Below are 25,223 nucleotides of genomic sequence, written 5' to 3'. Positions count from 1 at the left end.
CTCGGCAGGGCGTTGTCTGTAGCAGGGATGCGTACGTGCCGCGGAGCACAGGGATGTGCGGGAGCGGCGGCGCGAGGACTCGCAGAACTGGAAGCAGCAACTGGGTGACTGCGTCACCTTCCCCGCTGCACATTCATGTGCAGCGGGCAGGCCTAGCCTGTGCTTTCCTGCACAGGCGTCCGCGGCATGCCGCGGACTCGCTCGCGACGCTATTGGGTATTCTTGCGACTATGTGAAGAGTTTTGAATAGTTTTTGGCGGCCGTAGCGACATCGGCCGCGCCGAACAAGCCCTGTATCACCGCCAGCATGTCCGCCCCTGCCGCCACCAGCGCCGCGCCGTTCTCCGGCGTGATGCCGCCGATGGCGCAGAGCGGGATGCCGAGCTGGCCGCGGGCCTCTTGCAGCAGCGGGAGAGGTGCGCGCACCGCCGCAGGCTTGCTGCCGGAGGCGAAGAAGCTGCCGAAGGCCACGTAGTCGGCACCGTCCCGCGCCGCCATGAGCGCCCGCTCCAGCGAGTCGTAGCAGGAGACGCCGATGAGGGCCCGGGGGCCTAAGCGCACCCGCGCCGCACTCACTTCGCCGTCATCCTTGCCCAGGTGCACGCCGTCGGCGCCGATGGCGGCGGCGAGCTCCGCGTCGTCGTTGATGATGAGCGGCACACCATGGCCGCGGCAGAGCTCCACGAGCGCGCGAGCTTCGCGCTCGTGGCGCGCCGCATCGGCGGATTTCTCGCGGTACTGCACCAGCCGCGCCCCGCCACGCAAGGCTGCTTCCACGGCCGTGCGCAGCTCAGGCAGCGGCGCGCCGTCGGTGATGGCGTAGAGGCCCCTGAGACTCATGCCGGCGCAATCCGGCGCGGGATGTGCTGGCCGCGCCCCGGCTGCCAGCCCCGCTTGAGGGCTTCCCAGGTGTAACGCTGGCCGTCGCGCACCGCTTCGGCCATGTCCACACCGAGCGCGAGGCGCGCCGCGATGGCGGAGGCGAGGGTGCAGCCGGAACCGTGGTAGCGGCCGGGGAGGCGCGGCCACACTAGCTCCTCGTGCAGGCCGGCGGGACCGAACAGGTGGTTGTGCACCTCGGCACTGTCCTCGTCGGCGCCCTTGATGAGCGCGTGCTGCGCGCCGGTGGCCAGCAGCGTCCGCGCCCGGGCCGGCACGTCCGCCGCATCCGGCGCGAAGCGGCGGCTCTCGGATGCGTTGGGCGTGATGAGGTGGGCGAGGGGGAAGAGCTGCCGCAGGTAGACGTCGGTAAGCGCGTCCTCCGCGAGCTGTCCGCCGCCGGAAGCAGCCAGCACCGGGTCCACTACCAGCGGTATCTTGGGATGCTGCGCGAGCAGCGCCGCCACGGTGCGGCCCACCGCGGCGTCGGCGAGCAAGCCGAGCTTCACCGCCGCCACCGGCATGTCCGCCAGCACCACCCGCGCCTGTTCCGCCACCAGCGCCGCGTCCACCGCCTGCACGCGCGAGACGTCGCGGCTGTCCTGCACCGTGAGCGCCGCCACCACCGGTGCCGGATGCGCGCCCGCTGCGCTCACTGCCTGGATGTCGGCGGCGAGGCCGGCGCCTCCGGAAGGATCGTTGCCGGCGATGAGCAGGACCACCGGGGGCACGTCGGTTTTACGCATGCTTAAATTTTACCCTGGGGGGCCGGTTTCGCTTCCGGCGCAGCCGTGCGAAAATGCGCACCTTGGCGGTCCGCCTTGACCGCCGCTCTCTCGAGCTTACCAGCACAGACCGCCGGCCCGGCGGGCGGAACCTACAATGAAAGCCTACATGTGCGTCATCTGCGGATTCGTCTACGAGGAGGCCAAGGGCCATCCCGAGAGCGGCGTGGCTCCCGGCACGAAATGGGAAGATGTCCCGCTTGCCTGGCGTTGTCCCGATTGCGGGGCCGGGAAGGAAGACTTTGAGATGATCGAAATCTGAGCTCAGCCCAGCTGTCTTTCAGAGCTGCTCGACCTTAAATCCGTCTTTTTGGAAGCGCGCCAGGAGACCATCGGGTCCCACCAGGTGCAGCGCACCCACCACCACGAAGTATTGCTTGCCGCTCATCGCCAGTGATTCGAGCTTGGGAACCCAGGCCCGGTTGCGCTCCACCAGCACGGTCTTGTAGACGTCCGGATAGGGCGCGAACTCCTCCTTGAGCTCCTTCTCCATGGCTGCCGTGTCGCCGCTGCGCCAGGCGGCCATCAGCGCGCCCATGTCGGACTTGAGGTCGGCCGTGTCGTCGAGGGTCTGCAGCAGCATGTCCTGCTGCGCCTTCTCCGGCAGCTTCGCCAACAGGTCGAGCTGGTACTCCGGCTTCTCCAGGCCGATCACCGGTTTGTGGTGCGCTTCCGCTGCGTCGGCGAAGTGGATGTCCACGCCGCTGGTGGGATCGAAACCTTCCTGGGTGAGCTGGCGCTCCAGCAGGGTGATGCTGGCGAGCCAGGGCCGCATGGACTCCACGTCCGCCATGTCCACGTGCTGGCGTGCGGCCAGCTCCGATACCCGGCGATAGATGTCCGGCGGCAGCTCGGTCTTGAGGCTCTTCCCCGGCGGGTAGCCGCCGATGCGGATCACCTGCAGCTGAGCCGCCTCGGCGTCATAGTGGGTGAGGTCCACTTCCTCCACCAGGCCCGCGCAGGAACGGAACAGGGTTTCCATCGGTTCCGGCAGCGGGTAGTCCTGGGGCCTCAACACATGGATCGAGCCCGCGAGATACATCACCTGGCTGCCCTTGCTGACGCGCCACAGGCTGTGCTTGCCGTCGGCATGCGCTGCGCCCGCGGCGCAGAGCAGCAACAGCAACAGCAGGAGTGTGATGAGGCGCGGCAGGGAGTGCTCCGGGCGGGGAGTAGAATGCGGCTTCATTCGGATGCAGCGGAAGTAGCGGATATGTCCAATCGTACCATCTCCATGACCGACCGCCTCTACGACTACCTGCTCGGTGTGTCGCTGCGGGAAGCGCCGGTGCTGAAGCGCCTGCGGGACGAGACCGCCCGCATGTCCAACGCGAACATGCAGATCTCGCCGGAGCAGGGGCAATTCATGCAGATGCTGGCCCGGCTCATGGGCGCGCGCCGCTACCTGGAGGTGGGTGTGTTCACGGGCTACAGCAGCCTGGCGGTGGCGCTGGCGCTGCCTGAGGACGGCCGGGTGCTGGCCTGCGACGTGAGCGAGGAATATACCGCGGTGGCTCAGCGGTACTGGAAGGAAGCCAAGGTGGCCGGCAAGATCGAGCTCAAACTGGCCCCGGCGGCCCAGACCCTGGACGCGCGCATCGCTGCCGGCGAAGCGGGCAGCTATGACTTCGCCTTCATCGACGCGGACAAGACCGGCTACGCCGACTACTACGAGCGTATCCTGCAGCTGCTGAGGCCCGGGGGCCTGGTGGCGGTGGACAATGTGCTCTGGAACGGCCGGGTGCTGGAGCCGGAGGACATGACCGAGGACACTACCGCGATCCGCCGCTTCAACGACGCGCTGCACCGGGACGAGCGCGTCGAACTCTCCATGGTTCCGATCGGAGACGGCCTGACACTAGCGCGCAAGCGCTAATTACTGTTTAGCCAGCCATTCGTCGTCGGAACCCTCGTTGATCCCCTCGAACAGGATCGTGGAGAGATAACGTTCTGCCGTATCCGGCAGCATGGCGAGCATGACCGAGCCCTTGGGCGCGGACTCCGCTGTCTTGAGGGCTGCCGCCAGGGTGGCGCCCGCGGAGATGCCGACCAGCATGCCTTCCTCCTTCATCAGCCGCTGCGCGGTGTCGCGGGCGGTGGCGTCGTCGATGGGGACGATCTCGTCCACCACCTTGCTGTTCAGCACCGCCGGCACGAAGTCCGGGGTCCAGCCCTGGATCTTGTGGGAGGCCCAGGGCTTGCCGGCCAGGAGCGAGGCCACCGCGGGCTCACCCGCGACCACCTTGATGCCGGGGCGCGCGAGCTTCAGCACCTCGCCCACGCCGGTGAGGGTGCCGCCGGTGCCCCAGCCGGTCACGAAGTAGTCGAGCCGGCGGCCGGCGAAGTCCTGCAGGATCTCGGGGCCCGTGGTGCTGCGGTGGTAGGCGGGGTTCGCCTCGTTGTCGAACTGGCGCGTCAGGAACCAGCCGTGCTTCTTCGCCAATTCCTCGGCTTTCTTCACCATGCCGCTGCCGCGCTCGGCGGCGGGGGTGAGGATGACCTTGGCGCCGAACGCGCGCATGAGCTTGCGCCGTTCGATGGAGAAGCTGTCCGCCATCACCGCCACGAACGGGTAGCCCTTGGCCGCGCACACCATGGCGAGCGCGATGCCGGTGTTGCCGGAGGTGGCCTCGATCACGGTCTGGCCAGGCTTCAGGGTGCCGCGCTGCTCCGCGTCCAGGATGATGCCGAGTGCCAGGCGGTCCTTCACGGACGAGGCCGGGTTGAACATCTCCAGCTTCACGTAGATATCCACGTGCTTGGGCGGGATGCGGTTGAGGCGCACCACCGGGGTGCGGCCGACGGTGCCTAGGATGCTGTCATGGATCATGGCGTGCCTCGTTGCATGTGCGTCGCCGCTTAGATGAAAGACCCGGGATCGGGCCGGAGTATTCCGGCCTGGAAAGCATAGGCGACCCCGAACCCTGGGGGATGGGGCGTTCTCCCTATTTTCAGGGAACGCCCGCGCGGCGCGGGACTCTCAGCCCACCGGCTCGAGCCAGCCATGCTTGTCGGGCGTGGTGCCCTTGAACAGGCCGAAGAACAGCTCCTGGATGCGGCGGGTGAGGGGGCCGGGCTTGCCCGCACCCACAGGCTTGGCATCCACCGAGCGCAGCGGCGTGATCTCGGCGGCGGTGCCGCACATGAAGATCTCATCGGCGAAATAGAGGTACTCGCGCGGCATGTCCCGCTCCACCACCTCGATGCCCGCTTCCCTGGCCAGGGTCATGACGGTGTGGCGGGTGATGCCGTGCAGGATGGCGGCGCTCGCCGGGGTGGTGTGCAGCACGCCGTCGAACACTAGGAACAGGTTCTCGCCGGCACCTTCGGAGAGGAGGCCCGTGGAGGCGAGCGCGATGCCCTCGCCGTAGCCGAGCCGGCGCGCCTCGCGCGCGATGAGCTGGCCCGAGAGGTAGTTGCCGCCGGCCTTGGCGCCGGCCGGGATGGTGTTGGGGGCGAAACGCTGCCAGCTGGAGACGCCGGCGTCGATGCCCTGCTCCAGTACGCCGGCGCCGAGGTAGGCGCCCATCTCCCAGGCGCCGATGGCGATCTCGGTGGGCGCATCGGCGGAGAGGCTCAAGGGGCCGCCGGCGCCGCGGAACGCCACCGGGCGGATGTAGGACTTGGGCAGCGTATTCACTTTTATGACCTCGCGGCAGGCGGCCGCGAGCTCGTCCAGGGAGTACGGCATCTTGATGTCGTACACCTTGGCGGAATTGTAGAAGCGCTTCAGGTGGTCCGTGAGGCGGAAGATCATCTGCCCCTTGGGGGTCTCGTAGCTGCGGATGCCCTCGAAGATGGAGGAGCCGTAGTGCAGCCCGTGCGCCATCACGTGGGTGGTGGCCTCCGCCCAGGGCTTGATCTTGCCGTTGTGCCAGATATGGGCGGGATAGTTCACGGCCATGGTTCGCTCCCCTCGGAATCGGATAAGGAAGGGCCGGGGCTCACGCCCCGGCCCACTCGGTCAATAGCGGTAGTGGTCGGGCTTGAAGGGGCCGTCCTGGGCCACGCTGAGGTACTGCGCCTGCTTGGTCGTGAGCTTGGTCAGGTGCACGCCGATGCGTTCCAGGTGCAGCCGCGCCACCTTCTCATCCAGGTGCTTGGGCAGCACGTAGACCTTCTTCTCGTACTTGGCGCCGTGGGCATAGAGCTCGATCTGCGCCAGCACCTGGTTGGTGAAGGAGTTGGACATCACGAACGAGGGGTGGCCGGTGGCGCAGCCCAGGTTCACCAGGCGCCCCTCGGCCAGCACGATGATGCGCTTGCCGTCAGGGAAGATCACGTGGTCTACCTGGGGCTTGATGTTCTCCCATTTGTACTGGCGAAGCGCGGCGATCTCGATCTCGGAGTCGAAGTGGCCGATGTTGCACACGATGGCGTTGTGCTTCATGCGTTTCATGTGGTCGTGGGTGATCACATCCAGGTTGCCGGTGGCGGTGACGAAGATGTCGGCCTTGTCGGCGGCCTCGTCCATGGTCACTACGCGGTAGCCTTCCATCGCCGCCTGCAGCGCGCAGATGGGGTCGATCTCGGTGATCCACACGGTGGCACCGAGGCCACGCAGGGACTGGGCGCAGCCCTTGCCCACGTCGCCGTAGCCGGCGATCAGGGCGATCTTGCCGGCGATCATCACGTCGGTGGCGCGCTTGATCCCGTCCACCAGCGACTCGCGGCAGCCGTAAAGGTTGTCGAACTTGGACTTGGTGACCGAGTCGTTGACGTTGATGGCCGGGAAGGGCAGGGCGCCGGCTTTCTGCATCTCATAGAGCCGGTGCACGCCGGTGGTAGTCTCCTCGGTCACGCCCTTGATGTTCTTGAGGATGTTGGAGTAGAAACCGGGCTTGCTGTCCAGGCGCTTGGCGATGGACTTGAACAGCACCGTCTCCTCCTCGTTGGAGGGCTTGGCGATGACAGAGCGGTCCTTCTCGGCCTTGGCGCCCAGCACCACCAGGATGGTGGCGTCGCCGCCATCGTCCAGGATCATGTTAGGGGTGCCGCCGTCGGACCATTCCATGATGCGGTGGGTGAACTCCCAGTACTCCTCCAGGCTCTCGCCCTTGTAGGCGAACACGGGCGTGCCGGCGGCGGCGATGGCCGCGGCGGCATGGTCCTGGGTGGAATAGATGTTGCAGGAGGCCCAGCGGATGTCGGCACCGAGCGCCTTGAGGGACTCGATGAGCATGGCTGTCTGGATGGTCATGTGCAGGGAGCCGGCGATGCGGGCGCCCTTCAGCGGCTGGGACTTCCTGTACTCCTCGCGCACCGCCATGAGGCCGGGCATCTCGGTCTCGGCGATGTTGAGTTCCTTGCGGCCCCAGTCGGCGAGGCCGATGTCCTTCACGAAATAGTCTTGCTGCTTCTTGTCTGCGACTGCGTTCATCTTGGTTGCTCCAGAGTGAACGAGCGCCGTTGGCTGTACGTTCCCATCCCCGAGCCTGGCCAGGTCACCCTGGTTGCAGCGCTCCTCGGTTCCGGGTTTGAAAACTTACCGGCCCTTGAGCCCCGCGGCGTCGCGCAGGAGTTCCGCCCTGTCGGTCTGCTCCCAGCTGAAGGCCGTGAAGGTCTTGCCGTCCGGTCCCTTCATCTTGTAGGGCGTGCGGCCGAAGTGACCGTAGGAGGCGGTGGCGCGGTACATCGGGTGCACCAGGTCCAGCATCTTGATGATGCCGTAGGGGCGCAGGTCGAAGTGCTTGCGGATCAGCTTCTCGATCTTGTCGTCGCCGATCTTGCCGGTGCCGAAGGTGGTGACGGAGATGGAGGTGGGCTGAGCCACGCCGATGGCGTAGCTCACCTGGATCTCGCAACGCTCGGCGATGCCGGCGGCCACGATGTTCTTGGCCACGTAGCGCGCTGCGTAGGCCGCCGAGCGGTCCACCTTGGAGGGGTCCTTGCCGGAGAACGCGCCGCCGCCGTGGCGGGCCCAGCCGCCGTAGGTGTCGACGATGATTTTGCGGCCGGTGAGGCCGCAGTCGCCCACCGGGCCGCCGATGACGAACTTGCCGGTGGGGTTGATGTGGAACTTGGTGCCCTTGTGCAGCAGCTTGGCCGGCAGCACCGGCTTGATGATCTCCTCCATCACGCCTTCCTTGAGGGTGGCGAGCTTCACGGAGGGATCGTGCTGCGTGGAGAGCACCACCGCGTCGATGGCGACGGCCTTGTCGTCCTCGTAGCGCAGCGTCACCTGGCTCTTGGCGTCGGGCCTGAGCCACGGCAGGGGGTTCTTCTTGCTCTTACGGACCTTGGACTGCTCCTCCACCAGGCGGTGTGCGTAGTGGATGGCCGCGGGCATGTACTCGCGCGTCTCGTTGGTGGCGTAGCCGAACATCAGGCCCTGGTCGCCGGCGCCCTGGTCCTCGGGATCGCCGCGGTCCACGCCCTGGTTGATGTCAGGCGACTGCTTGCCGATGACGTTGAGGATGCCGCAGGTCTTGCCGTCGAAGCCCACGTCGGAGGAGGTGTAGCCGATGTCGCAGATCACCCGGCGCACCAGCTCCTCGAGGTCCACCCAGGCATTGGTGGTGACCTCGCCCGCGACCACCGCGACACCGGTCTTCACCAGGGTCTCGCAGGCGACGCGCGCGCGTTTGTCCTGGGCGAGGATCGCATCCAGCACCGCGTCGGAGATCTGGTCCGCGACCTTGTCGGGGTGGCCTTCCGAGACGGATTCCGAGGTGAACAGATGGCTGAGGGGCATGAGCGTGAGGTTCCTGCTGCGGCGCGGCAAAGGGCGCGTTCGGGGGGCGATAGTTTACCGATTTGATCCGGCTTTTTCGACTTATGGAAAAGGCACGCACCAGACCGGCACGCCGCATGGGTTATTCCAGAGACGGCGGGAAGGCTCCATTTTACCCCCTTGTGGCACGGCGTATGCGCGCATGCCGGGGCATTGTGAACCCCTGCACAAACTGTGTACTCCAGGTGCACCTATACTCGGGTCGTGACGTTTTTACCCCGAGGCGTCGCACACCACCCACCTGCCGCACGCATAAGCAAGAATAAAGGAGGGCCCATGCCAGCGCCCCAGAATCCCGACATCAACAACATCCTCAACCCGCCCGACCTAACCCTGGGCCAACTGGTGCTGCACGCCGATCCGGTGGTGCAGATCGCTCTCGCCCTGCTCGTGATCCTCTCGATCTGGAGCTGGGGCATCATGGTCGACAAGTGGATCGAGGTCACGCGGGCGCGACGGGCGGTGCGCAAGCTCGAAGCCGAGGTGCGCGAAGGCAGCGCTCCCGAGACCATCGCGGCGAACGACAAGCATCCCTGCGCCGACGTGGTGCGTGCGGGCCTGAAGGAATGGAACGCACCGCCTCAGGTGCAGGAGTCCCTGCACGAGGAGCGCGACCGCGTCGAGCGCAGCATGCGTAACGAGCTGGCTTACGAGGTGCGGCGCATGGAGAAGCGGCTCCCGTTCCTCGCTACCGTCGGCTCCGCCGCGCCCTTCATCGGCCTGTTCGGCACGGTATGGGGCATCATGAACAGCTTCACCGCCATCGCCCAGTCCCACGACACCAGCCTCGCTGTGGTGGCGCCCGGCATCGCCCAGGCGCTCATCGGCACCGCCTTCGGACTGGCGGCCGCCATCCCGGCGGTGATGGCCTACAACAAGTTCGCCACCGAGATCGGCCGCTACACCGGGCGCATGCAGACGCTGATCAGCACCGTGGGCGGCCAGCTGGTGAAGCAGGCGCGCACGGGGAGGGCCTGACATGGGCATGAGCGCACCCCAGGGAGGCCCGCCGGGAGACGAGTCCTCCGGCTACAGGCCCATGGCCGAGATCAACGTCACGCCCATGGTGGACGTGATGCTGGTGCTGCTGATCATCTTCATGGTGACGGCCCCCCTCATGATGGCGCAGCTGCCCATCGAGCTGCCCAAGGTCAGCAACGAGGACCTGGGCAAGCCGCCCGAGCCCCTGGTGGTGGGTCTCGACGCCGAGGGCAGCTTCTACGTGGGCAGCGACAAGGTGAGCGCCGCCGACCTGCCGGGCAAGCTGCAGCAGCTCGCCCAGGACAATCCGGACCAGATCGTGTACGTGCGCGCCGACAAGGGCATCCCCTATGGGCAGGTGATGGACCTGCTCGGCACCGTGGGCAAGTCCGGCTTCTACAAGATCTCACTCATGAGCGAGCAGCCCGGTGGTTAAGGCGCTGCGCGGCTTCCCGCTGGGCCTGGAGATCTCCGTCGTCCTGCATGTGGTGGTGGTCGCGATCATCTACGCGATCCTGCATTTCCACCCAAACGCCATGGCGCTGCCGCCGGTGAATGACCCGTTCGAGCACGCCATCGCCGTGAGCATCGAGCACCCACCCAAGCCGCAGCCCAAGCCCAAGGTGACGCCGCCCGAGACGCCCAAGCCCAAGCCGCTGCAGCCCGCCATCGCCACCGAGGCGACCCAGCAGCTGCAGCAGACCTCGCCGCCGCTGCAGAACCCGCCGCCGCCCACCATGCCCCAACAGGAGCAGACGCAGGAGCAGGTGAACCCGGATTACGAGCAGATCGCCATGGCGATCCTCGAGCGGAACAAGCGCTACCCGCGCCAGGCGCTGCTGAGCGGCACCGAGGGCACGGTGGAGATCACCTTCGTCCTCAACAGCCAGGGCACGGTGCTGAGCTACACCATCGAGAAACCCTCGGGCCACGATGAGCTGGACGCGGAGGTGCGGCGGCTCATCCACGCGGTGCGCTTCCCGCCGTTCCCGACGAACTACACGCAACCGCGCATGACGCTGAACGTGACCATCCAGTTCACGCTCAAAGGGAACGTGGGGCCCTGAGAACCCCATGCTAAGCTCGGGTGATGCTGGCCCGCTGGTACTTCGACCTCATCTCGCCTTATGCCTACCTGCACCTGAAGCAGTTCGGGAAGCTGCCGGCGTCCCTCGAGATCGAATACGTGCCGGTGCTGTTCGCCGGGATGCTGAAGCATCACGGCCACAAGGGCCCCGCGGAGATCCCCAGCAAGCGCATCTATACCTACCAGCACGTGACTTGGCTGGGCGCACACCTGGATCTGCCTTTTCGGATGCCGCCGGCCCATCCCTTCAATTCCCTGCATGCTCTGCGCCTCATCATCGCCGCCGGGCCCACCCGGCAGAACGTGGAAGCCGCCTTCGACCTGGCCTGGGGGGAGGGGCGTGACCTCCAGGACCCGGGCGTGCTCGCGGAACTGGCCGGAAGGCTGCATATAAAGGACATGCAGGCCGCGCTGGCGGACGAGGCCGTGAAAGCGCGGCTCAAGGCGGATACCGACGGGGCGATAGCCCGGGGCGTGTTCGGCGTGCCGAGCTTCCTCCTGGGTGAACACCTGTTTTGGGGTCAGGATTCCCTGGAGATGATGCTCGATTGTCTGAAGGACCCGGGGTTGTTCGATACTCCCGAGATGCAGCGCGTGCGCACGCTGCCCCAGGGAGCGACGCGCAAGGAAGTGAAGGGTTCTTAAACTTTTTGCGATGTACGACACTTCCTGGCACGGGCGGCCCTTGCTAGAGTCATCCCATGAATAGCACCGTGATCCCGCAAGAGACGGACTTCGCGTTCCATCCCGGCGAAGAGTTCTGGAACACGCTGCTGCACCTCATCGGGCTGGTGCTCGTGCTGGGCGCGCTGCCGGTGCTGCTCACCCTGGCGGCGGAGCATGGCACCACCCTGCAGGTGGCGACCTTCAGCCTCTACGGTGTCACGCTGGCGGCGCTCTATCTCGTCTCGACCCTATACCACTACGTGAAGCCGGGTCCGCTGAAGCGCAAGCTGCGCCGCGCGGACCATATCACCATCTACTACCTCATCGCCGGCACCTACACGCCGTTCTGCCTGGTGGCCCTGGGCGGGACGCTGGGCTGGGGCATGTGCCTCACGCTGTGGACGCTGGCCCTGCTCGGCACGCTGTTCAAGCTCAAGGTGGCGTACCGCTATGAGTTCCTCTCCACGCTCCTATATATAGTGAAGGGCTGGGCAGGGCTGTTCGTGATCGTACCCCTCTATCACGCTCTGCCGTTGCCCTCGTTCGTGCTGGTGCTGGTGGGTGGCGTCTCTTACACCCTCGGGGCGGCGTTCTATAGCTGGGACAAGCTGCCTTACAACCATGCCATCTGGCATGTGTTCTGCCTCGCCGGGAGCATCACCCAGTTCGTGGCGGTGTTCTTCCTGCTCGGTCTGCCGTTCAAGGGCTGATTCCGCAAAAAAGAAGGCCCCTCTCATGAGGGGCCTTCCGTCTCGCTCCGCTCGGCGTGTTACGGGAAATCCACCGTGGTGGTGCTGCCGGCAGTGACCGCCGCGTCCTTCGCCGTGCTGAACTGCAGCGCATCCGTCAGTGCCGGATCATCCAGGCCCGCGCAGGTGAGAGCCACCGTGTAGGTGCCCGCCGCCAGGAAATCGGCCGAGTAGTCGTACTTGCCCGTGGTGGTGTTGAGCGCCAGCGTCGCGGTCGCCACCGGCTGCATCTGTCCGCTCGTATTGATGTCCACCGGAGTCACGCTGCCGCCGGCATAGATGTAGGCTGCCGGCATGCAGGCAGGAGCGGAGATCGCGAGGCCGCCGAGAGTGAGGGTGTTATCGGCTGAGCCTGCGATGCTGCCCACCGCCAGGGTGTCGATGATCCGCAGCGCCGGCTTGAGCTTGTACCCCTTTGCATCGAGCACCACCGACTTGCGCAGGTCGAAGTCCACCGTGAAGTCGGTCACGCTGCCCGCAGCCACGCCGAAGCCCCGTACCAGCTTGAGGCCGGTCTGGCTGCCGCTCGGGATGGTGAGCGGATGCACCGAGCCGTCGCTCAGGGTGATGCTGGATTGGCTCTCATCGACCTTGAGCCTGATCCAGGCATAGGAGCCGGCCGGCAGGCTGACGCCGTCCAGCAGCGCCGCGCTGCGTCCGCCTTGCTGGTCCAGGAGGTCCACGACCTTGGGGGCCTGGAAGTCGAACTCCAGGCGGTCCGAACCCATGTTGTCGGCGGGCTGGATCTCGACGCCGGTGAAGGCAACCGTGACGTGTTCGGCCCCATCCACGGGGGTATCGCTGACGGACAGGTTGAGGGTGCCGGCGTTGTCGCTGGAACTGTTGCAGCCGGCGGCCAGCAGGGCGGCTGCGGCGAGGATGAGCGCGAGTCGGGTCGTGGGAGTGTTCATGGGGGGGGTCTCCTCCTCACATATGTGAGGCGCCCCGAGAGTGCCCGATGCGCCTCCCGGGAAGAGTGAGAAAGTTCACGTATTTGCAAAACGAAGGTGCTTGGTTGGACATAAAAGCAGCTTGCGCTACTGTATGTGACTTAACGCGGAGCTGCTCCATGAAACTCTGTCTCGCCGGTGCCACGGGCCACGTGGGCCGCGAACTTGTCAAAGCTGTCAGCGACACCGGCGACTTTACGTTGGTCGCCGCCGTGGGGCGTCGCGGCGCTGGCACGGAGCTCGGCGGCGTGTCGGTGGACGGCAGCCTCACGGCGGCGCTCGCCCGCGGCCCGGTGGACGTGGTCATCGACTACACCCATCCCGACGCCGTGAAGGGGCACGTGCTTGAGGCGGTGGCGGCGGGTTGTCATGTGGTGATCGGCACCTCGGGCCTGAGTGATGCGGATTACGTCGAATTGGACCAGGCCGCCCGGGCGCGCGGCGTGGGACTGTTCGCCGCCGGTAACTTCTCCCTCACGGCGGCGCTCCTGCAGCATTTCGCCCTGCAGGCGGCGCGGGCCATGTCCCATTGGGAGATCCTGGACTACGCGGGTGATACCAAGCCGGACGCGCCGAGCGGCACCGCGCGGGAACTGGCTTATCAATTGGCCCAAGTCACCAAGCCGACGTGGGCCGTGCCGGTGGGAGAGACCAAGGGCCTGAGGGAAGCACGGGGTGCCGAGCTCAACGGCTCGCAGATGCATTCCATCCGCGTACCGGGTTACTACTCGGCGGTGGAGGCGGTGTTCGGGGAAACGGGCGAGCGCATCGAGTTGCGCCATGAATCCACGAGCTATGCGCCTTATGTAGCGGGCACGTTGCTCGCGGCGAGGAAGGTCAGCGGCTGGAAGGGGCTCAAGCGTGGCATGAGCGTCCTTCTCGGGCTCTAGCCTTCTTTCTTCGGTTCGAACTCTGCGTAATCCTCCGACTTCGGCATCTGTTCCATCACCGCGGCGAGTGCCGGCGGGGCAGCTATCACCTTGCGGTTGACGAGATCGAACCAGGCGCCCTGGCAGTCGATGGTGCAGGCGAGCTCGCCGTCCTCCCGCACGATGCGGTGGCGGATGCGCCAGTGCTTGCGGTTGGGAGAGATACCCACCGCCTCGCAGGTGACGCTGATCTTCTCGTTGGCGCGGATCTCCCGCATGTAGCGCAGATCTTCCCGGAACAGGATCGGTCCGAGCTTGAGCTGGTGGAACTCCCGGAGTCCGAAGCCATGCTCCGTGAGGAAGCCGATGCGCGCCTGGGCGCCGTAGTCGGCATAGGCGCTGTGGCGCATGTGGGCGTTGGGATCGAGGTCGGCCCAGATCACCTGGAAGGTCCTGACGTAGCGCTCGTTCATGGTTTTCCTGCGGTTTCCCGGGTGCGGCGCACATTCTAACCCGCTGGTACAGGCGCTTATTCCGGTCTGGCCGGTTGTCCCTGGCGGCCGTATCGGCGAAAATACGCGCCTTTTCCCCGGAGCCACCATGCCCTCCCGCCGCGAACTCGCCAACGCCATCCGCGCGCTCGCCATGGACGCGGTACAGAAAGCCAAGTCAGGCCACCCGGGCATGCCCATGGGCATGGCGGACATCGCCGAGGTCCTTTGGAACGACTATCTGAAGCACGATCCTGCCGACCCGAAGTGGCCGGACCGTGACCGCTTCGTGCTCTCCAACGGCCATGGCTCCATGCTGCTCTACGCGCTGCTGCACCTCGCGGGCTACGACCTGCCGATGGATGAGCTGAAGCGCTTCCGCCAGCTCCACTCCAAGACCCCGGGCCACCCCGAGTACGGCATCACGCCCGGCGTGGAGACCACCACCGGTCCCCTGGGCCAGGGCCTCAGCAATGCCGTGGGCATGGCCATCGCCGAGAAGGCGCTGGCCGCGCGCTTCAACCGTCCCGGGTTCAAGCTGGTGGACCACTACACCTACGTGTTCCTGGGTGACGGCTGCCTAATGGAGGGCATCTCCCACGAGGCCTGCTCCCTCGCCGGCACGCTGGGCCTCGGCAAGCTCATCGCCTTCTATGACGACAACGGCATCTCCATCGACGGCGAGGTGCACGGCTGGTTCACCGACGACACGCCCAAGCGTTTCGAGGCCTACGGCTGGCACGTGGTGCCGGGCGTGGACGGCCACGACCCCGAGGCGGTGAAGCGCGCCATCGAGGAAGCCCGCAAGGCCGACAAGCCGAGCCTCATCTGCTGCAAGACCATCATCGGCTACGGTTCCCCCAACAAGCAGGGCAAGGAAGCCTGCCATGGCGCCGCCCTGGGCGACGACGAGGTGGCGCTGGCCCGCAAGCAACTCGGCTGGAACCACGCGCCCTTCGAGATCCCGCAGGACATTTACAAGGGTTGGGACGCGCGCGGCCGCGGCAAGGCCTTCCGCGAAAACTGGGAAGGCGTGCTGAAGAGCTACCGGGCTTCCTATCCGGAGCTCGCCGCGGAATTCGAGCGTCGCATGCAGGGTGAGCTGCCTGCCGGGTGGCAGTCCAAGTCCCAGGCATTCATCGAGCAGGTCTCGGGCGCCGGCACCGAAGTGGCCACCCGCAAGGCTTCCGAGAACTCGCTCAACGGTCTCGCGCCCCTGCTGCCCGAGCTCATCGGCGGATCCGCGGACCTCACCGGGTCCAACCAGACCTGGTGGAAGGGTTCCCGCGCCGTCACCCGCCAGGATTTCGGCGGCAACTACCTCTTCTACGGCGTGCGCGAGTTCGGCATGTCCGCGGTCATGAACGGCCTTGCCCTGCACGGCGGCTTCATCCCCTATGGCGGCACCTTCCTGACCTTCTCCGACTACGCCCGCAACGCGCTGCGCATGGCGGCGCTCATCGGCGTGGGCAGCATCTATATATATACGCACGATTCCATCGGCCTCGGCGAGGACGGCCCCACCCACCAGTCGGTGGAACATGTGGCCTCGCTGCGCCTCATGCCGAAGATGGAAGTGTGGCGTCCGGCGGACGACACCGAGACCGCCGTGGCCTGGGTACGCGCCGTGGAACGGCGCGACGGCCCGACTTGCCTCGCGCTCTCGCGCCAGAACCTGCCGCACTTCCCGCGCAGCGCGGAGCAGCTCGCGGCCATCCGCCGCGGAGGCTACACGCTGGTGGACTGCGCCGGCACGCCGGATGCGATCCTCATCGCCACCGGCTCCGAGGTGGCACTGGCGGCGAACGCCGCCAAGAAGCTGGCCGAGAAGGGCATCAAGGCGCGGGTGGTCTCCATGCCCTGCACCAGCCTGTTCGACGGGCAGGATGCCGCCTACCGCGAGAGCGTGCTGCCGGCCAAGGTGACGGCGCGGGTGGCCGTGGAGGCGGGCGTGACCGCGCTCTGGCACCGCTACGTGGGACCGCAGGGCCGCGTGATGGGACTGGACCGCTATGGCGAGTCCGCCCCGGCGAAGGACGTATTCGAGTATTTCGGCTTCACCGTCGACAACGTGGTGAAGCAGGTCGAGGCGGCTTTGGGCCGCTGAGTTCAACAACAGATTCCGAGTGAGGAGAGAGCGATGACCATCAAGGTAGGCATCAACGGTTACGGGCGCATCGGCCGGAACATCCTGCGGGCGCTGTACGAGTCCAAGCGCAGCGACATCAAGATCGTCGCGGTCAACGACCTGGGCGACGCCGCCACCAACGCGCACCTCACCAAGTACGACACCGCCCACGGCAAGTTCCCGGGCGAGGTCTCGGTGGACGGCGACAGCATGGTGGTGAACGGCGACAAGATCCGCGTGTTCGCCGAGCGCGATCCGGCCAAGATCGGCTGGGCCTCGGTGGGCGCCGACGTGGTGCTTGAGTGCACTGGCCTCTTCACCAGCAAGGCCAAGGCCTCTGCCCACATCCAGGGCGGCGCCAAGAAGGTGGTGATCTCCGCCCCCGGCGACAAGGACGTGGACGCCACGATCGTGTACGGCGTGAACGACAAGACCCTGAAGGGTTCCCATACCGTGATCTCCAACGCCAGCTGCACCACCAACTGCCTGGCGCCGCTCGCCAAGGTGCTGCACGAGAGCATGGGTATCGTCGGCGGCCAGATGACCACCATCCATTCCTACACCAACGACCAGGTGCTGACGGACGTGTTCCACAAGGACATCCGCCGCGCCCGTTCCGCGACCCACTCCATGATCCCCACCAAGACCGGCGCCGCCATCGCCATGGGCCTGGTGATCCCGGAACTCGTCGGCAAGCTGGATGGCTATTCCATCCGCGTGCCCACCATCAACGTCTCGCTGGTGGACCTGTCCTTCATCGCCGGCCGCGACACCAGCGTGGATGAGATCCATGAGCTGATGAAGAAGGCGTCCCAGGGCCCGCTCAAGGGCATCCTCAACTACACCAAGGAGCAGCTGGTGTCGGTGGACTTCAACCACGACCCGGCCTCCTGCACCTACGACGCGACCCTGACCAAGGTCATCGGCCGCCTGGTGAAGGTGTTCGGCTGGTACGACAACGAGTGGGGCTTCTCGAACCGCATGCTCGATACCACCGTTGCCTTCTGGAACGCCAAGTGAAAGCGCCCCTTTTGGCCGAATGACTTCGTTGCGGCGCTTTCCTCGGGTGCTCATTTACTGGAAAGTAAACTCCGCCCCTCGGAAAGCACCGCGCCTCGTCCTCGGCCAAAATTCGCGGCTTTCACACTTCTGCAATAGCTTCCAGCGAGGATGCACGGCGTGAACATACTCAAGATGACGGACCTGGACCTCAAGGGCAAGCGCGTGCTGGTCCGCGAGGACCTGAACGTGCCGGTGGCGGACGGCAAGGTGACCAGCGACGCGCGCATCCGCGCCGCGCTGCCCACCGTGCAGCTCGCCCTCAAGGCCGGCGCCCGCGTGATGCTGGTCTCGCACCTGGGCCGTCCCAAGGAAGGGGAGTATGACCCCGCGCTGTCCCTCGCCCCGGTGGCCGAGCGCCTGACCGAGCTGCTGGGCGTGAAGGTGCCGCTGGCGAAGGACTGGATCGATGGCATGGACGTGGCGCCCGGCACCGCGGTGCTCTGCGAGAACGTGCGCTTCCTGAAAGGCGAGAAGAAGGATGACGAGGCGCTGGCCCGCAAGATGGCCGCGCTCTGCGACATCTATGTGATGGATGCCTTCGGCACCGCCCATCGCGCCGAGGCCTCCACCCACGGCGTGGGCAAGTATGCCCCGGTGTCCTGCGCTGGCCCGCTGCTGGCGGGTGAGCTGGAGGCCTTGGGAAGGGCGCTGGCGAACCCGGCGCGGCCGCTGGTGGCCATCGTCGCCGGCTCCAAGGTCTCCACCAAGCTCACGGTGCTGGAGTCCCTCACCAAGGTGGTGGACCAGCTCATCGTGGGCGGCGGCATCGCCAACACCTTCATCGCGGCCGAGGGCCACAAGGTGGGCAAGTCCCTGTACGAGGCGGACCTGGTGCCCGAGGCCAAGCGCCTGACCCAGGCCGCCAAGGCGCGCGGCGCCGACATCCCGGTGCCCACCGATGTGGTGGTGGCGGCGGCGTTCGATGCCAACGCCGAGGCTGACGTGCGCAAGGTGGACGCGGTGGGCGCCGACGAGATGATCCTCGACATCGGTCCCGACACCGCCGCGCACTACGCGGCGCTGCTCAAGCAGGCCGGCACCATCGTCTGGAACGGCCCGGTGGGCGTGTTCGAGTTCGACCAGTTCGGGGAGGGTACCCGCGTGCTGGCGGAGGCGATCGCCTCCAGCAAGGCTTTCTCCATTGCCGGCGGCGGCGACACCCTGGCGGCGCTGGACAAGTACGGCGTGGCGGACCGCATCTCTTACGTCTCGACGGGCGGCGGCGCGTTCCTGGAGTTCCTGGAGGGCAAGACGCTCCCGGCCGTCGCGATGTTGGAGGAAAGGGCCACTGCGGCACGCAAGCGCGCCTGAACTCGCACTGACCCGGTCCGCTGGCGCATAATGGATATATGCCCCGCAGAACAAAAATAGTCGCCACCCTCGGGCCCGCCACCGATACCCTGGAAGTGATGGAGAACATCGTCCGCGCCGGGGTGGACGTGGTGCGGCTGAACTTCTCCCACGGTGAGCCCGCCGAACACCAGCGCCGCCTGGACCTGGTGCGCCGCGCCGCCGCGGCGGTGGGCAAGGACGTGGGCGTGCTTGGCGACCTGCAGGGCCCCAAGATCCGCATCGAGAACTTCAAGGCCAGGAAGGTCACCCTCAAAGACGGCCAGCGCTTCGTCTTCGACGCCGAGCTCGGCGACGACGACGGCGACGAGACCCAGGTGGGCCTCACCTACAAGGACCTCCCCAAGGACGTGAAGACCGGCGACGTGCTGGTGCTGGGGGACGGCGAGGTCTCCATGAGCGTGGTCGAGGTCATCGGCCCGCGCATCATCTGCATCGTCATCAACGGCGGCGACGTGTCCAACCACAAGGGCATCAACCGCCAGGGCGGCGGCCTCTCGGCCGGCGCGCTCACCGAGAAGGACTACGCGGACATCCGCCTGGCGGCGCAGCTGGGCGTGGACTACCTCGCGGTCTCGTTCCCCCGCGACGCCTCCGACATCGAGCAGGCGCGCATACTATTGAACGCCGCCGGAAGCCGCGCCGGCATCATCGCGAAGATCGAGCGCTCCGAGGCCATCAAGAACCTGGACGACATCATCAGCGCCTCCGACGCGGTGATGATCGCCCGCGGCGACCTGGCGGTGGAGATCGGCGACGCCGAGCTGCCGGGCGTGCAGAAGCACATCATCCACCGGGCCCGCGACCTCAACCGCACCGTCATCACCGCCACCCAGATGATGGAGTCCATGATCAACAGCCCGGTGCCGACCCGCGCCGAGGTGCTGGACGTGGCGAACGCGGTCATGGACGGCACCGACGCGGTGATGCTCTCCGGCGAGACCGCCACCGGCAAGTACCCTGTCAAGACGGTGGAGGCCATGGCGCGGGTGTGCCTGGGCGCGGAGAAGCACCGCAACACGCAGCGTTCGCGCCACCGCATGGACCAGAAGTTCAAGAGCGTGGACGAGGCCATCGCCATGGCGGTGATGTACACCGCGAACCACATGGACGTGAAGGCCATCATCGCGCTCACCGAGTCCGGTTCCACCGCGCTGTGGATGTCGCGCATCAGTTCCGGCATCCCCATCTACGCCATGACCCGCCACGAGAGCACGCGCCGCCGCGTGACCCTGTGCCGCGGCGTGTATCCGGTGGCCTTCGACGTGATGCATACCGACCCGGACCACGTGCTCAAGGACGCCGCCGACGAGCTGAAGCGCCAGCGCATCGTGATCAACGGCGACTACGTGATCTGCACCAAGGGCGAGTTCTCCGGCATCACCGGCGGGACGAACAGTCTCAAAATTGTCCGGGTGGGCGATTAGTTCCCGTAAGACCTGCTGCGCTTGCTCGCCTCGTATGCCTCGTTCTGTCTCCGCTCGCGGCGTTTTGCTCGCGCCGGGTGTTTTAGCAGGGTTTTGCTCATTTCTTGACCAGCTATGGGTCAGCGTGTCTAATCACCTTGCGGCGGCTCCTGCCCGCCGGATGTGTCGTCTCTAGAGGGGTTTCCATGCGTGGTGTGTCGTTGGGCGTCTTCGCCGTCCTGTCCTTTTCCGTCGGCGTGGGTCTTGCCCAAGCCTCCCGCGAGGATGCATCTCATCGCCTGCACCCCGACCATCGCTCGTGGATCCATCGTGTCCCCACGCACGCCGCGCCCAGTGATGGCTTGGCGAGCTACATCGTGCGCTTCCGGGAGGCGTCAGCCGCGCGGCACATGGATATCGCACGCGGCGCGCTCGATCTCAAGGCCGTCGCGAGCTATGCGGCTTACCTCGGCGAACGCCAGGAGGGCACGCTCACGGCGATGCGCCAGGCGCTGGGCCGCGCGCTGCTGCCGCGCTTCCAGTACCGCTACGCGCTGAACGGCATGTCGGTGCGGCTCACCCCCGTCGAGGCGGAGCGCATCGCGGGATTGCCGCAGGTCTTGTCAGTGAAGCCGGTGCGCCGGTACGCGCCCTCGGTCACCCTCACGGTCCACAACTTCCCTCCATTGGCCATCGGCACGCCCGCCGCGGGCACCGATACCAACGCGAGCCGCGACTGGATCGGCGCGCCGGCGGTGTGGCAGCTGCCCACCAACGGCACCGACAACGAGGGTGAGGGTGTGGTGCTCGCGGACCTCGACACCGGCATCAACTCGGCCAATGCCTCGTTCCATGCCACCGGCCCCCGCGACAACTACGTGGCCGCGGACCCTGGTGGACTGCGCTTCGGTGTCTGCGACAGCGGCAACGCCGGCCAGAGTCCGCTGAAGCCCTCGTTCTTCCAGTGCAACGACAAGCTGCTGGGCGGCTACACCTATACCCAGGACACCAGCAATGACCCCGGCTCGCCGGAGGACTCCGAAGGTCACGGCTCCCACACCGCCAGCACCGCGGTGGGCAACTTCGTGAACGTGACCATGAACGGCGCCACCACCCACATCTCGGGTGTGGCGCCCCATGCCAGCCTTATCGTCTACGACGTCTGCGACCCGACGGACCTGTGCTCCACCGATGCCAGCGTGGCGGCGGTGGAGCAGGCGATCCAGGACCAGCAGGCACTCAAGGCGGCCTGGGGTTCGCACTTCAAGGGCATGGTGCTGAACTTCTCCATCGGCGGCGGCGACGCGTTCGACGATCCGGTGGAGCAGGCCTTCCTGTCGGCTGTGCAGGCGGGCATCTACGTGTCTGCCGCCGGCGGCAACGGCGGTCCCAGCAATGTGGTGCTGCATGATCCGGACTCCCCCACGTACCCGGTGGAGCACGTCGGGCCCTGGGTGGCGACCAATGCCGCCTCGACCCATGACGGCAGCTTCACCAGCAACAATCTTGAGAATCTCTCCGGGGGCGTCAGTCCGCCTGCGGGCCCGCTGCAGGGCGCCGGCTTCACGGCGGGTTTCGGCCCCAATCGGCTGGTCTACGCAGGCAGCGGCGACTTCGATGGAGATGACCCGGTGAAGGGCGGCACAATGCCCACTTCGGGCGAGCAATATCCAGCCAGTCTGGGCGTCAGCGACGATGCCAGGCAGTGCCTGTACCCTTTTTCGGCACACACTTTCGCCAGCACTGACATCGTGGTCTGTGACCGCGGCACCATAGCGCTGGTAGACAAGGCTTATAACGTAAAACAGGGCGGTGCGGGCGGCCTGGTGATCAAGACCACCAGTGGCAGCAGCCAAGACCTTCCGGTCGAAACCTATCTCATCCCGGCTACGCTCCTTGCACTCACCGAAGGCAATGAGTTGGGCAACTGGATCGCAGCTAGCACGGGTAGCACGCTGACTGCCCAAATATCGGGCTCCACGCTGACCACTGATCCGTCCCACGCGGATGAGCTTGCGGGTTTCAGCTCCCGCGGCCCCACCGGCACCCGCTTCGACGCTCTGGTGAAGCCGGACCTGACGGCGCCCGGCGTGGACGTGCTGGCGGCGGTCTCTAACCCCGCCCATACCGACGGCTGCGGCGGCTGTGCCAGCAAGCCGGAGAGCTACGATTTCTACCAGGGCACCTCCATGGCGACGCCCCACGACAGCGGCGCGGCCGCGCTGCTCATGCAGGCGCATCCGCACTGGACGCCGCCGGAAGTTAAGTCGGCGCTAATGCTCACTGCCGTTACCACCGGCCTCACCGATCAGTGCAAGAGCCTGGATTCCGGTGAGAACTGCGTGGCAGGCAGTTCGCTGCCCTCACCCCAGGTGCGCGGAGCCGGCCGCATCGACGTGGAGGCGGCCCAACGTACCGGCATCGTCATGGATGTGGGCGACTTCGAGGACGGCGATCTCACGGTGCTCAACCTGCCGAGCCTGGGCAACGACACCTGTGCGCCTACCTGCGTCTGGTCGCGCGTCTTGAGCAGCGCTTTCAGCAGCGCGACGGTCAACTACAGCGTGAGCGTGAGCCACTTGAGTCCGGGCCTGCAGGTGCGCGTCTCGCCTGCGCACTTCACCCTGGTACCGGGCGACACCGTCAGCCTAAGCGTAACTGCCGATACCGGCGCCCTGCCCAAGGACAAGTGGGCCTTCGCCCAGGTGGACATCACCACCAGCGACACCGGCGACGCGGGCACGATGGTGCCGGACATGCATCTGGCCCTGGCGGCGCGCGCGACGGTGCCCGCGCCCCACATGAGCATCCGCCACGACGAACTCAGCTACACGGTGACGGGCGGCCAGGCCGCCGAGACCCACAGCTTCACCATCAAAAACGATGGCCGGAAGACCCTGCATTGGAGCGTGGCCCTACAGGGCGGTCCCACGGGCGTCGCATTGGACTGCAAGGACATCGGGATGCCGGGCCTGAGCCTGGGCTTCCGTACCGGCAGCGTGCTGCCGAATGCTAGCGAGGATGTGAGCGTGACTTTCGAGGCTGGGAACCTCGCTACGGGCCACTACGACGGCGAGGTCTGTGTGAACAGCGATGCCTCGGACAACCCTCAGATCGTGCTGCCGGTATCGGCCCAGGTGAAGGCGGCTTCCGGTGGTGGAGGAGGAGGCGGCTTCGGCTTGCTCAGCCTCGCGGCCCTGGCGCTGGTACTGAAGCGACAGATGCAGAGAGACTAAAAAGAAGGGGCCGCGAGGCCCCTTCTTCATAACCAGCCTTTCTGGCGTGCTATGCGTGCCGCCTCGATGCGGTTCGCGGCACCCAGCTTGCCGATGGCTTCCGAGAGGTAGTTGCGCACAGTGCCTTCCGAGAGGAAGAGCTGCCTGGCGATGTCGCCGCTGGAGAGGCCCTCGCCTGCAAGGCGCAACACCTGGCGCTCCCGGTCGTTGAGCGGATCCTCGCTGTCCCAGGCCTCCGCCGCGAGTTCGGGGGCGATGGCCTTGCCGCCGCGCTGCACGGTGCGGATCGCCTCCGCCAGCTGCTCGGCGGGCGCGTCCTTGAGCAGGTAGCCCCGCACGCCGGCCGAGAGCGCGCGGCGCAGGTAGCCGGGGCGGGCGAAAGTGGTGACGATGATGATGCGGGCCGGGTGTTGCTGCTCCTTGAGGGCGGAGGCGAACTCGAGGCCGGTCATGCCCGGCATCTCGATGTCGGTCACCACCACCTCCGGGCGCGTCTCCAATGCGAGCTTGAGGGCATCCCGGCCGTTGGCGGCGCGGGCCACGATCTCGATGTCCTCTTCCATGTCGAGCAGCGCCGCCAGCGCGCCCAGGATCAGGGATTGGTCCTCGGCGATGAGCACCCTGATCATGCGGACTTCCTCAGGGGACGGGTGGAAGCCTCGGGGGCATCCTCGAGCTGTGGCAGCGGCAGCACCGCTGTCAGCAGCGTGCCTTTGCGGTCCGATTCGATGTACAGGGAGCCGTCCAAGGCCGCTAGGCGCTCGCGCATGCCGCGCAGGCCGTTGCCTTCCCGCAGGTTGCCGCCCCGGCCATCGTCGCGGATGTTGAGCCGCAGGGCCATCCCGTGGCGCAGCAGTTCCACGCTGCAGCGGCGCGCGCCCGAGTGGCGCACGATGTTGGTGACGGCCTCGCGCAGCACCAGCGCGAACAGGTTGTCGTGGGTCGCCGGGCAGCCGCGGGCATCCACGTCGGCGGCGAGCTCGACCCGCGCGGCGTCCAGCGCCACCCGCGCGTTGACCAGCTCGCCGTTCAGGCCGCCGTTACGGTAGCCGCCTACCGCCTCGCGCACCTGGCGTAGCGCGTCGCGGGAGATGCGCTCCAGCTCGCGCACCTCCGGCGCCGCATCCGCCACATTGCGTTCGGCCAGGCGCGCCGCGAGCTCGGCCTTGACGGTGATGAGGGTGAGGGTATGGCCCAGGAGGTCGTGCAGGTCGCGGGCGATGCGCTCGCGCTCGGCGGTGGCGGCGAGCCGGCGGATCTCCTCCTGCGACTGGCTGATCACCCGGCGCTTGGCCTCGTCGTCCGCGAACCAGGCGTTGGCGGCGCCGATGATGCCGCCGATCATGAAGGTGGGCAGCCAGAACCAGATCGTATGGGAGTACCCGAAGCCGGGGAGGAAGGCCAGGCCGGTGGCTTCCAGGCTGAAGCCGATCAGGATCAGCCCCAGGGCGGTGAGGCTGCGGCGCAGGTTGCCGTAGTGCGAGCTCAGGGCGCAGGCATAGATGATGAAGGTGTGGCCGTTGCCGGTGTAGGCGACGAAGATGTAGCCCAGCGTCGCGATGCCGGCGAGGATGCGGTGCAGCTCCCGCCGCTGGCAGCTGAAGCTGCGGAAATACATCACTATGAAGATCAGCGCGGCGGCGATGGAGAACACCCACTTTGGGGTGTCCCAAGGCTCCATCCCCGGCCAGGGGACGAAGAAGAAGCCGAGGTAGAGCAACCAAAGGTAAGGCGTCCAGCCCGCCCAGTCCGCGTTCGGCAACAGCCGCCGGTGCACGGCCAGGAGCGGCCGGGCCAGGCGGGAAGCGAGGGAGGGGGCGGCGGTCTGCATGGGGGCTAGGGTATCACCGG

At 66.7% G+C, this 25,223-nt stretch carries 24 protein-coding genes and 1 riboswitch; of the genes, 13 read left to right on the top strand and 11 right to left on the bottom strand.

All coding sequences use genetic code 11. The features are described from left to right. Positions 1–228 precede the first annotated feature (228 nt). Entirely contained in the window at positions 229–840 is a 612-nt protein-coding gene (gene thiE / locus VF651_12185) for a thiamine phosphate synthase (protein HEX7966461.1), read from the bottom strand. Continuing rightward, positions 837–1,625, bottom strand: coding sequence for a hydroxymethylpyrimidine/phosphomethylpyrimidine kinase (locus tag VF651_12180; GenBank protein HEX7966460.1), 789 nt, complete (start codon positions 1,623–1,625; stop codon positions 837–839). Before VF651_12180 ends, thiE begins: the two co-directional genes overlap by 4 nt. A gap of 136 nt (positions 1,626–1,761) precedes the next feature. Between VF651_12180 and VF651_12175 the strand changes: the two genes are divergently transcribed. After that, positions 1,762–1,926, top strand: coding sequence for a rubredoxin (locus VF651_12175; protein ID HEX7966459.1), 165 nt, complete (start codon positions 1,762–1,764; stop codon positions 1,924–1,926). An 18-nt stretch (positions 1,927–1,944) separates the two neighbouring features. Here the strand turns inward: VF651_12175 and VF651_12170 are convergent, their stop codons facing one another. Beyond that, positions 1,945–2,853, bottom strand: a complete 909-nt coding sequence (locus tag VF651_12170) for a TraB/GumN family protein (GenBank protein ID HEX7966458.1) — start codon at positions 2,851–2,853, stop codon at positions 1,945–1,947. A 24-nt stretch (positions 2,854–2,877) separates the two neighbouring features. On the opposite strand from VF651_12170, the gene VF651_12165 reads away from it, so the two are divergent. Then, the gene (locus VF651_12165; GenBank protein HEX7966457.1) at positions 2,878–3,540 is read left to right on the top strand and encodes a class I SAM-dependent methyltransferase; all 663 of its coding nucleotides are present in this window, start codon (positions 2,878–2,880) and stop codon (positions 3,538–3,540) included. On the opposite strand, the gene cysK is transcribed toward VF651_12165, so the two are convergent. The 4 genes from cysK to metK form a co-directional block, all read right to left on the bottom strand. Further along, the gene (gene cysK / locus VF651_12160; protein HEX7966456.1) at positions 3,541–4,494 is read right to left on the bottom strand and encodes a cysteine synthase A; all 954 of its coding nucleotides are present in this window, start codon (positions 4,492–4,494) and stop codon (positions 3,541–3,543) included. It lies immediately after the preceding gene. Positions 4,495–4,644: 150 nt separating this feature from the next. Further along, positions 4,645–5,568, bottom strand: a complete 924-nt coding sequence (locus VF651_12155; GenBank protein HEX7966455.1) for a branched-chain amino acid transaminase — start codon at positions 5,566–5,568, stop codon at positions 4,645–4,647. A 60-nt stretch (positions 5,569–5,628) separates the two neighbouring features. Beyond that, positions 5,629–7,044, bottom strand: coding sequence for an adenosylhomocysteinase (gene ahcY / locus VF651_12150; GenBank protein HEX7966454.1), 1,416 nt, complete (start codon positions 7,042–7,044; stop codon positions 5,629–5,631). A 14-nt stretch (positions 7,045–7,058) separates the two neighbouring features. Further along, positions 7,059–7,137: riboswitch (S-adenosyl-L-homocysteine riboswitch) on the bottom strand. 12 nt (positions 7,138–7,149) lie between these two features. Further along, complete coding sequence (gene metK / locus VF651_12145; GenBank protein HEX7966453.1) at positions 7,150–8,358, bottom strand: methionine adenosyltransferase; 1,209 nt, start codon at positions 8,356–8,358, stop codon at positions 7,150–7,152. 315 nt (positions 8,359–8,673) lie between these two features. Between metK and VF651_12140 the strand changes: the two genes are divergently transcribed. Genes VF651_12140 through VF651_12120 form a run of 5 tightly spaced genes read left to right on the top strand, consistent with a single transcriptional unit; the run spans position 8,674 to position 11,841 of the window. Next, positions 8,674–9,375 (top strand): MotA/TolQ/ExbB proton channel family protein, encoded by a 702-nt coding sequence (locus VF651_12140; protein ID HEX7966452.1) that lies wholly within the window; start codon positions 8,674–8,676, stop codon positions 9,373–9,375. Positions 9,376–9,382: 7 nt separating this feature from the next. Further along, positions 9,383–9,814, top strand: coding sequence for a biopolymer transporter ExbD (locus tag VF651_12135; GenBank protein HEX7966451.1), 432 nt, complete (start codon positions 9,383–9,385; stop codon positions 9,812–9,814). After that, the gene (locus VF651_12130; GenBank protein ID HEX7966450.1) at positions 9,807–10,445 is read left to right on the top strand and encodes an energy transducer TonB; all 639 of its coding nucleotides are present in this window, start codon (positions 9,807–9,809) and stop codon (positions 10,443–10,445) included. The genes VF651_12135 and VF651_12130 overlap by 8 nt, the downstream gene beginning before the upstream one ends. A gap of 23 nt (positions 10,446–10,468) precedes the next feature. After that, entirely contained in the window at positions 10,469–11,110 is a 642-nt protein-coding gene (locus tag VF651_12125) for a 2-hydroxychromene-2-carboxylate isomerase (GenBank protein ID HEX7966449.1), read from the top strand. A 56-nt stretch (positions 11,111–11,166) separates the two neighbouring features. Next, positions 11,167–11,841, top strand: coding sequence for a hemolysin III family protein (locus VF651_12120; GenBank protein HEX7966448.1), 675 nt, complete (start codon positions 11,167–11,169; stop codon positions 11,839–11,841). A gap of 59 nt (positions 11,842–11,900) precedes the next feature. On the opposite strand, the gene VF651_12115 is transcribed toward VF651_12120, so the two are convergent. Next, on the bottom strand, positions 11,901–12,791 hold the full coding sequence (locus VF651_12115) for a DUF4382 domain-containing protein (protein HEX7966447.1): 891 nt from the start codon (positions 12,789–12,791) through the stop codon (positions 11,901–11,903). A 158-nt stretch (positions 12,792–12,949) separates the two neighbouring features. Between VF651_12115 and dapB the strand changes: the two genes are divergently transcribed. Continuing rightward, on the top strand, positions 12,950–13,720 hold the full coding sequence (gene dapB / locus VF651_12110) for a 4-hydroxy-tetrahydrodipicolinate reductase (protein ID HEX7966446.1): 771 nt from the start codon (positions 12,950–12,952) through the stop codon (positions 13,718–13,720). On the opposite strand, the gene VF651_12105 is transcribed toward dapB, so the two are convergent. Beyond that, positions 13,717–14,172, bottom strand: a complete 456-nt coding sequence (locus VF651_12105; protein HEX7966445.1) for an acyl-CoA thioesterase — start codon at positions 14,170–14,172, stop codon at positions 13,717–13,719. The genes dapB and VF651_12105 overlap by 4 nt on opposite strands. Positions 14,173–14,299: 127 nt before the next feature. Between VF651_12105 and tkt the strand changes: the two genes are divergently transcribed. The 5 genes from tkt to VF651_12080 all read left to right on the top strand — a co-directional run bounded on the left by tkt (position 14,300) and on the right by VF651_12080 (position 23,372). Next, on the top strand, positions 14,300–16,297 hold the full coding sequence (gene tkt / locus VF651_12100) for a transketolase (GenBank protein ID HEX7966444.1): 1,998 nt from the start codon (positions 14,300–14,302) through the stop codon (positions 16,295–16,297). A gap of 33 nt (positions 16,298–16,330) precedes the next feature. Next, positions 16,331–17,338 carry a type I glyceraldehyde-3-phosphate dehydrogenase gene (gene gap / locus VF651_12095; protein HEX7966443.1) on the top strand — a complete coding sequence of 336 codons (1,008 nt, stop codon included), beginning with the start codon at positions 16,331–16,333 and terminating at the stop codon, positions 17,336–17,338. A 159-nt stretch (positions 17,339–17,497) separates the two neighbouring features. Further along, complete coding sequence (locus VF651_12090) at positions 17,498–18,691, top strand: phosphoglycerate kinase (protein HEX7966442.1); 1,194 nt, start codon at positions 17,498–17,500, stop codon at positions 18,689–18,691. A gap of 38 nt (positions 18,692–18,729) precedes the next feature. Beyond that, a complete protein-coding gene (gene pyk, locus VF651_12085) occupies positions 18,730–20,157 on the top strand; it encodes a pyruvate kinase (protein ID HEX7966441.1) in 1,428 nt (475 codons plus the stop codon). A 389-nt stretch (positions 20,158–20,546) separates the two neighbouring features. Further along, positions 20,547–23,372, top strand: a complete 2,826-nt coding sequence (locus VF651_12080) for a S8 family serine peptidase (protein ID HEX7966440.1) — start codon at positions 20,547–20,549, stop codon at positions 23,370–23,372. Positions 23,373–23,398: 26 nt separating this feature from the next. Here the strand turns inward: VF651_12080 and VF651_12075 are convergent, their stop codons facing one another. After that, complete coding sequence (locus VF651_12075) at positions 23,399–24,001, bottom strand: response regulator transcription factor (GenBank protein HEX7966439.1); 603 nt, start codon at positions 23,999–24,001, stop codon at positions 23,399–23,401. Further along, positions 23,998–25,203 carry a sensor histidine kinase gene (locus tag VF651_12070; GenBank protein ID HEX7966438.1) on the bottom strand — a complete coding sequence of 402 codons (1,206 nt, stop codon included), beginning with the start codon at positions 25,201–25,203 and terminating at the stop codon, positions 23,998–24,000. Before VF651_12070 ends, VF651_12075 begins: the two co-directional genes overlap by 4 nt. Between the last annotated feature and the right edge of the window lie 20 nt (positions 25,204–25,223).

It is taken from the genome of Gammaproteobacteria bacterium, assembly GCA_036383255.1.
Classification (GTDB): Bacteria; Pseudomonadota; Gammaproteobacteria; order Natronospirales; family REEB76; genus DASUBN01.
This window is presented reverse-complemented; position numbering and strand designations above follow the sequence as displayed.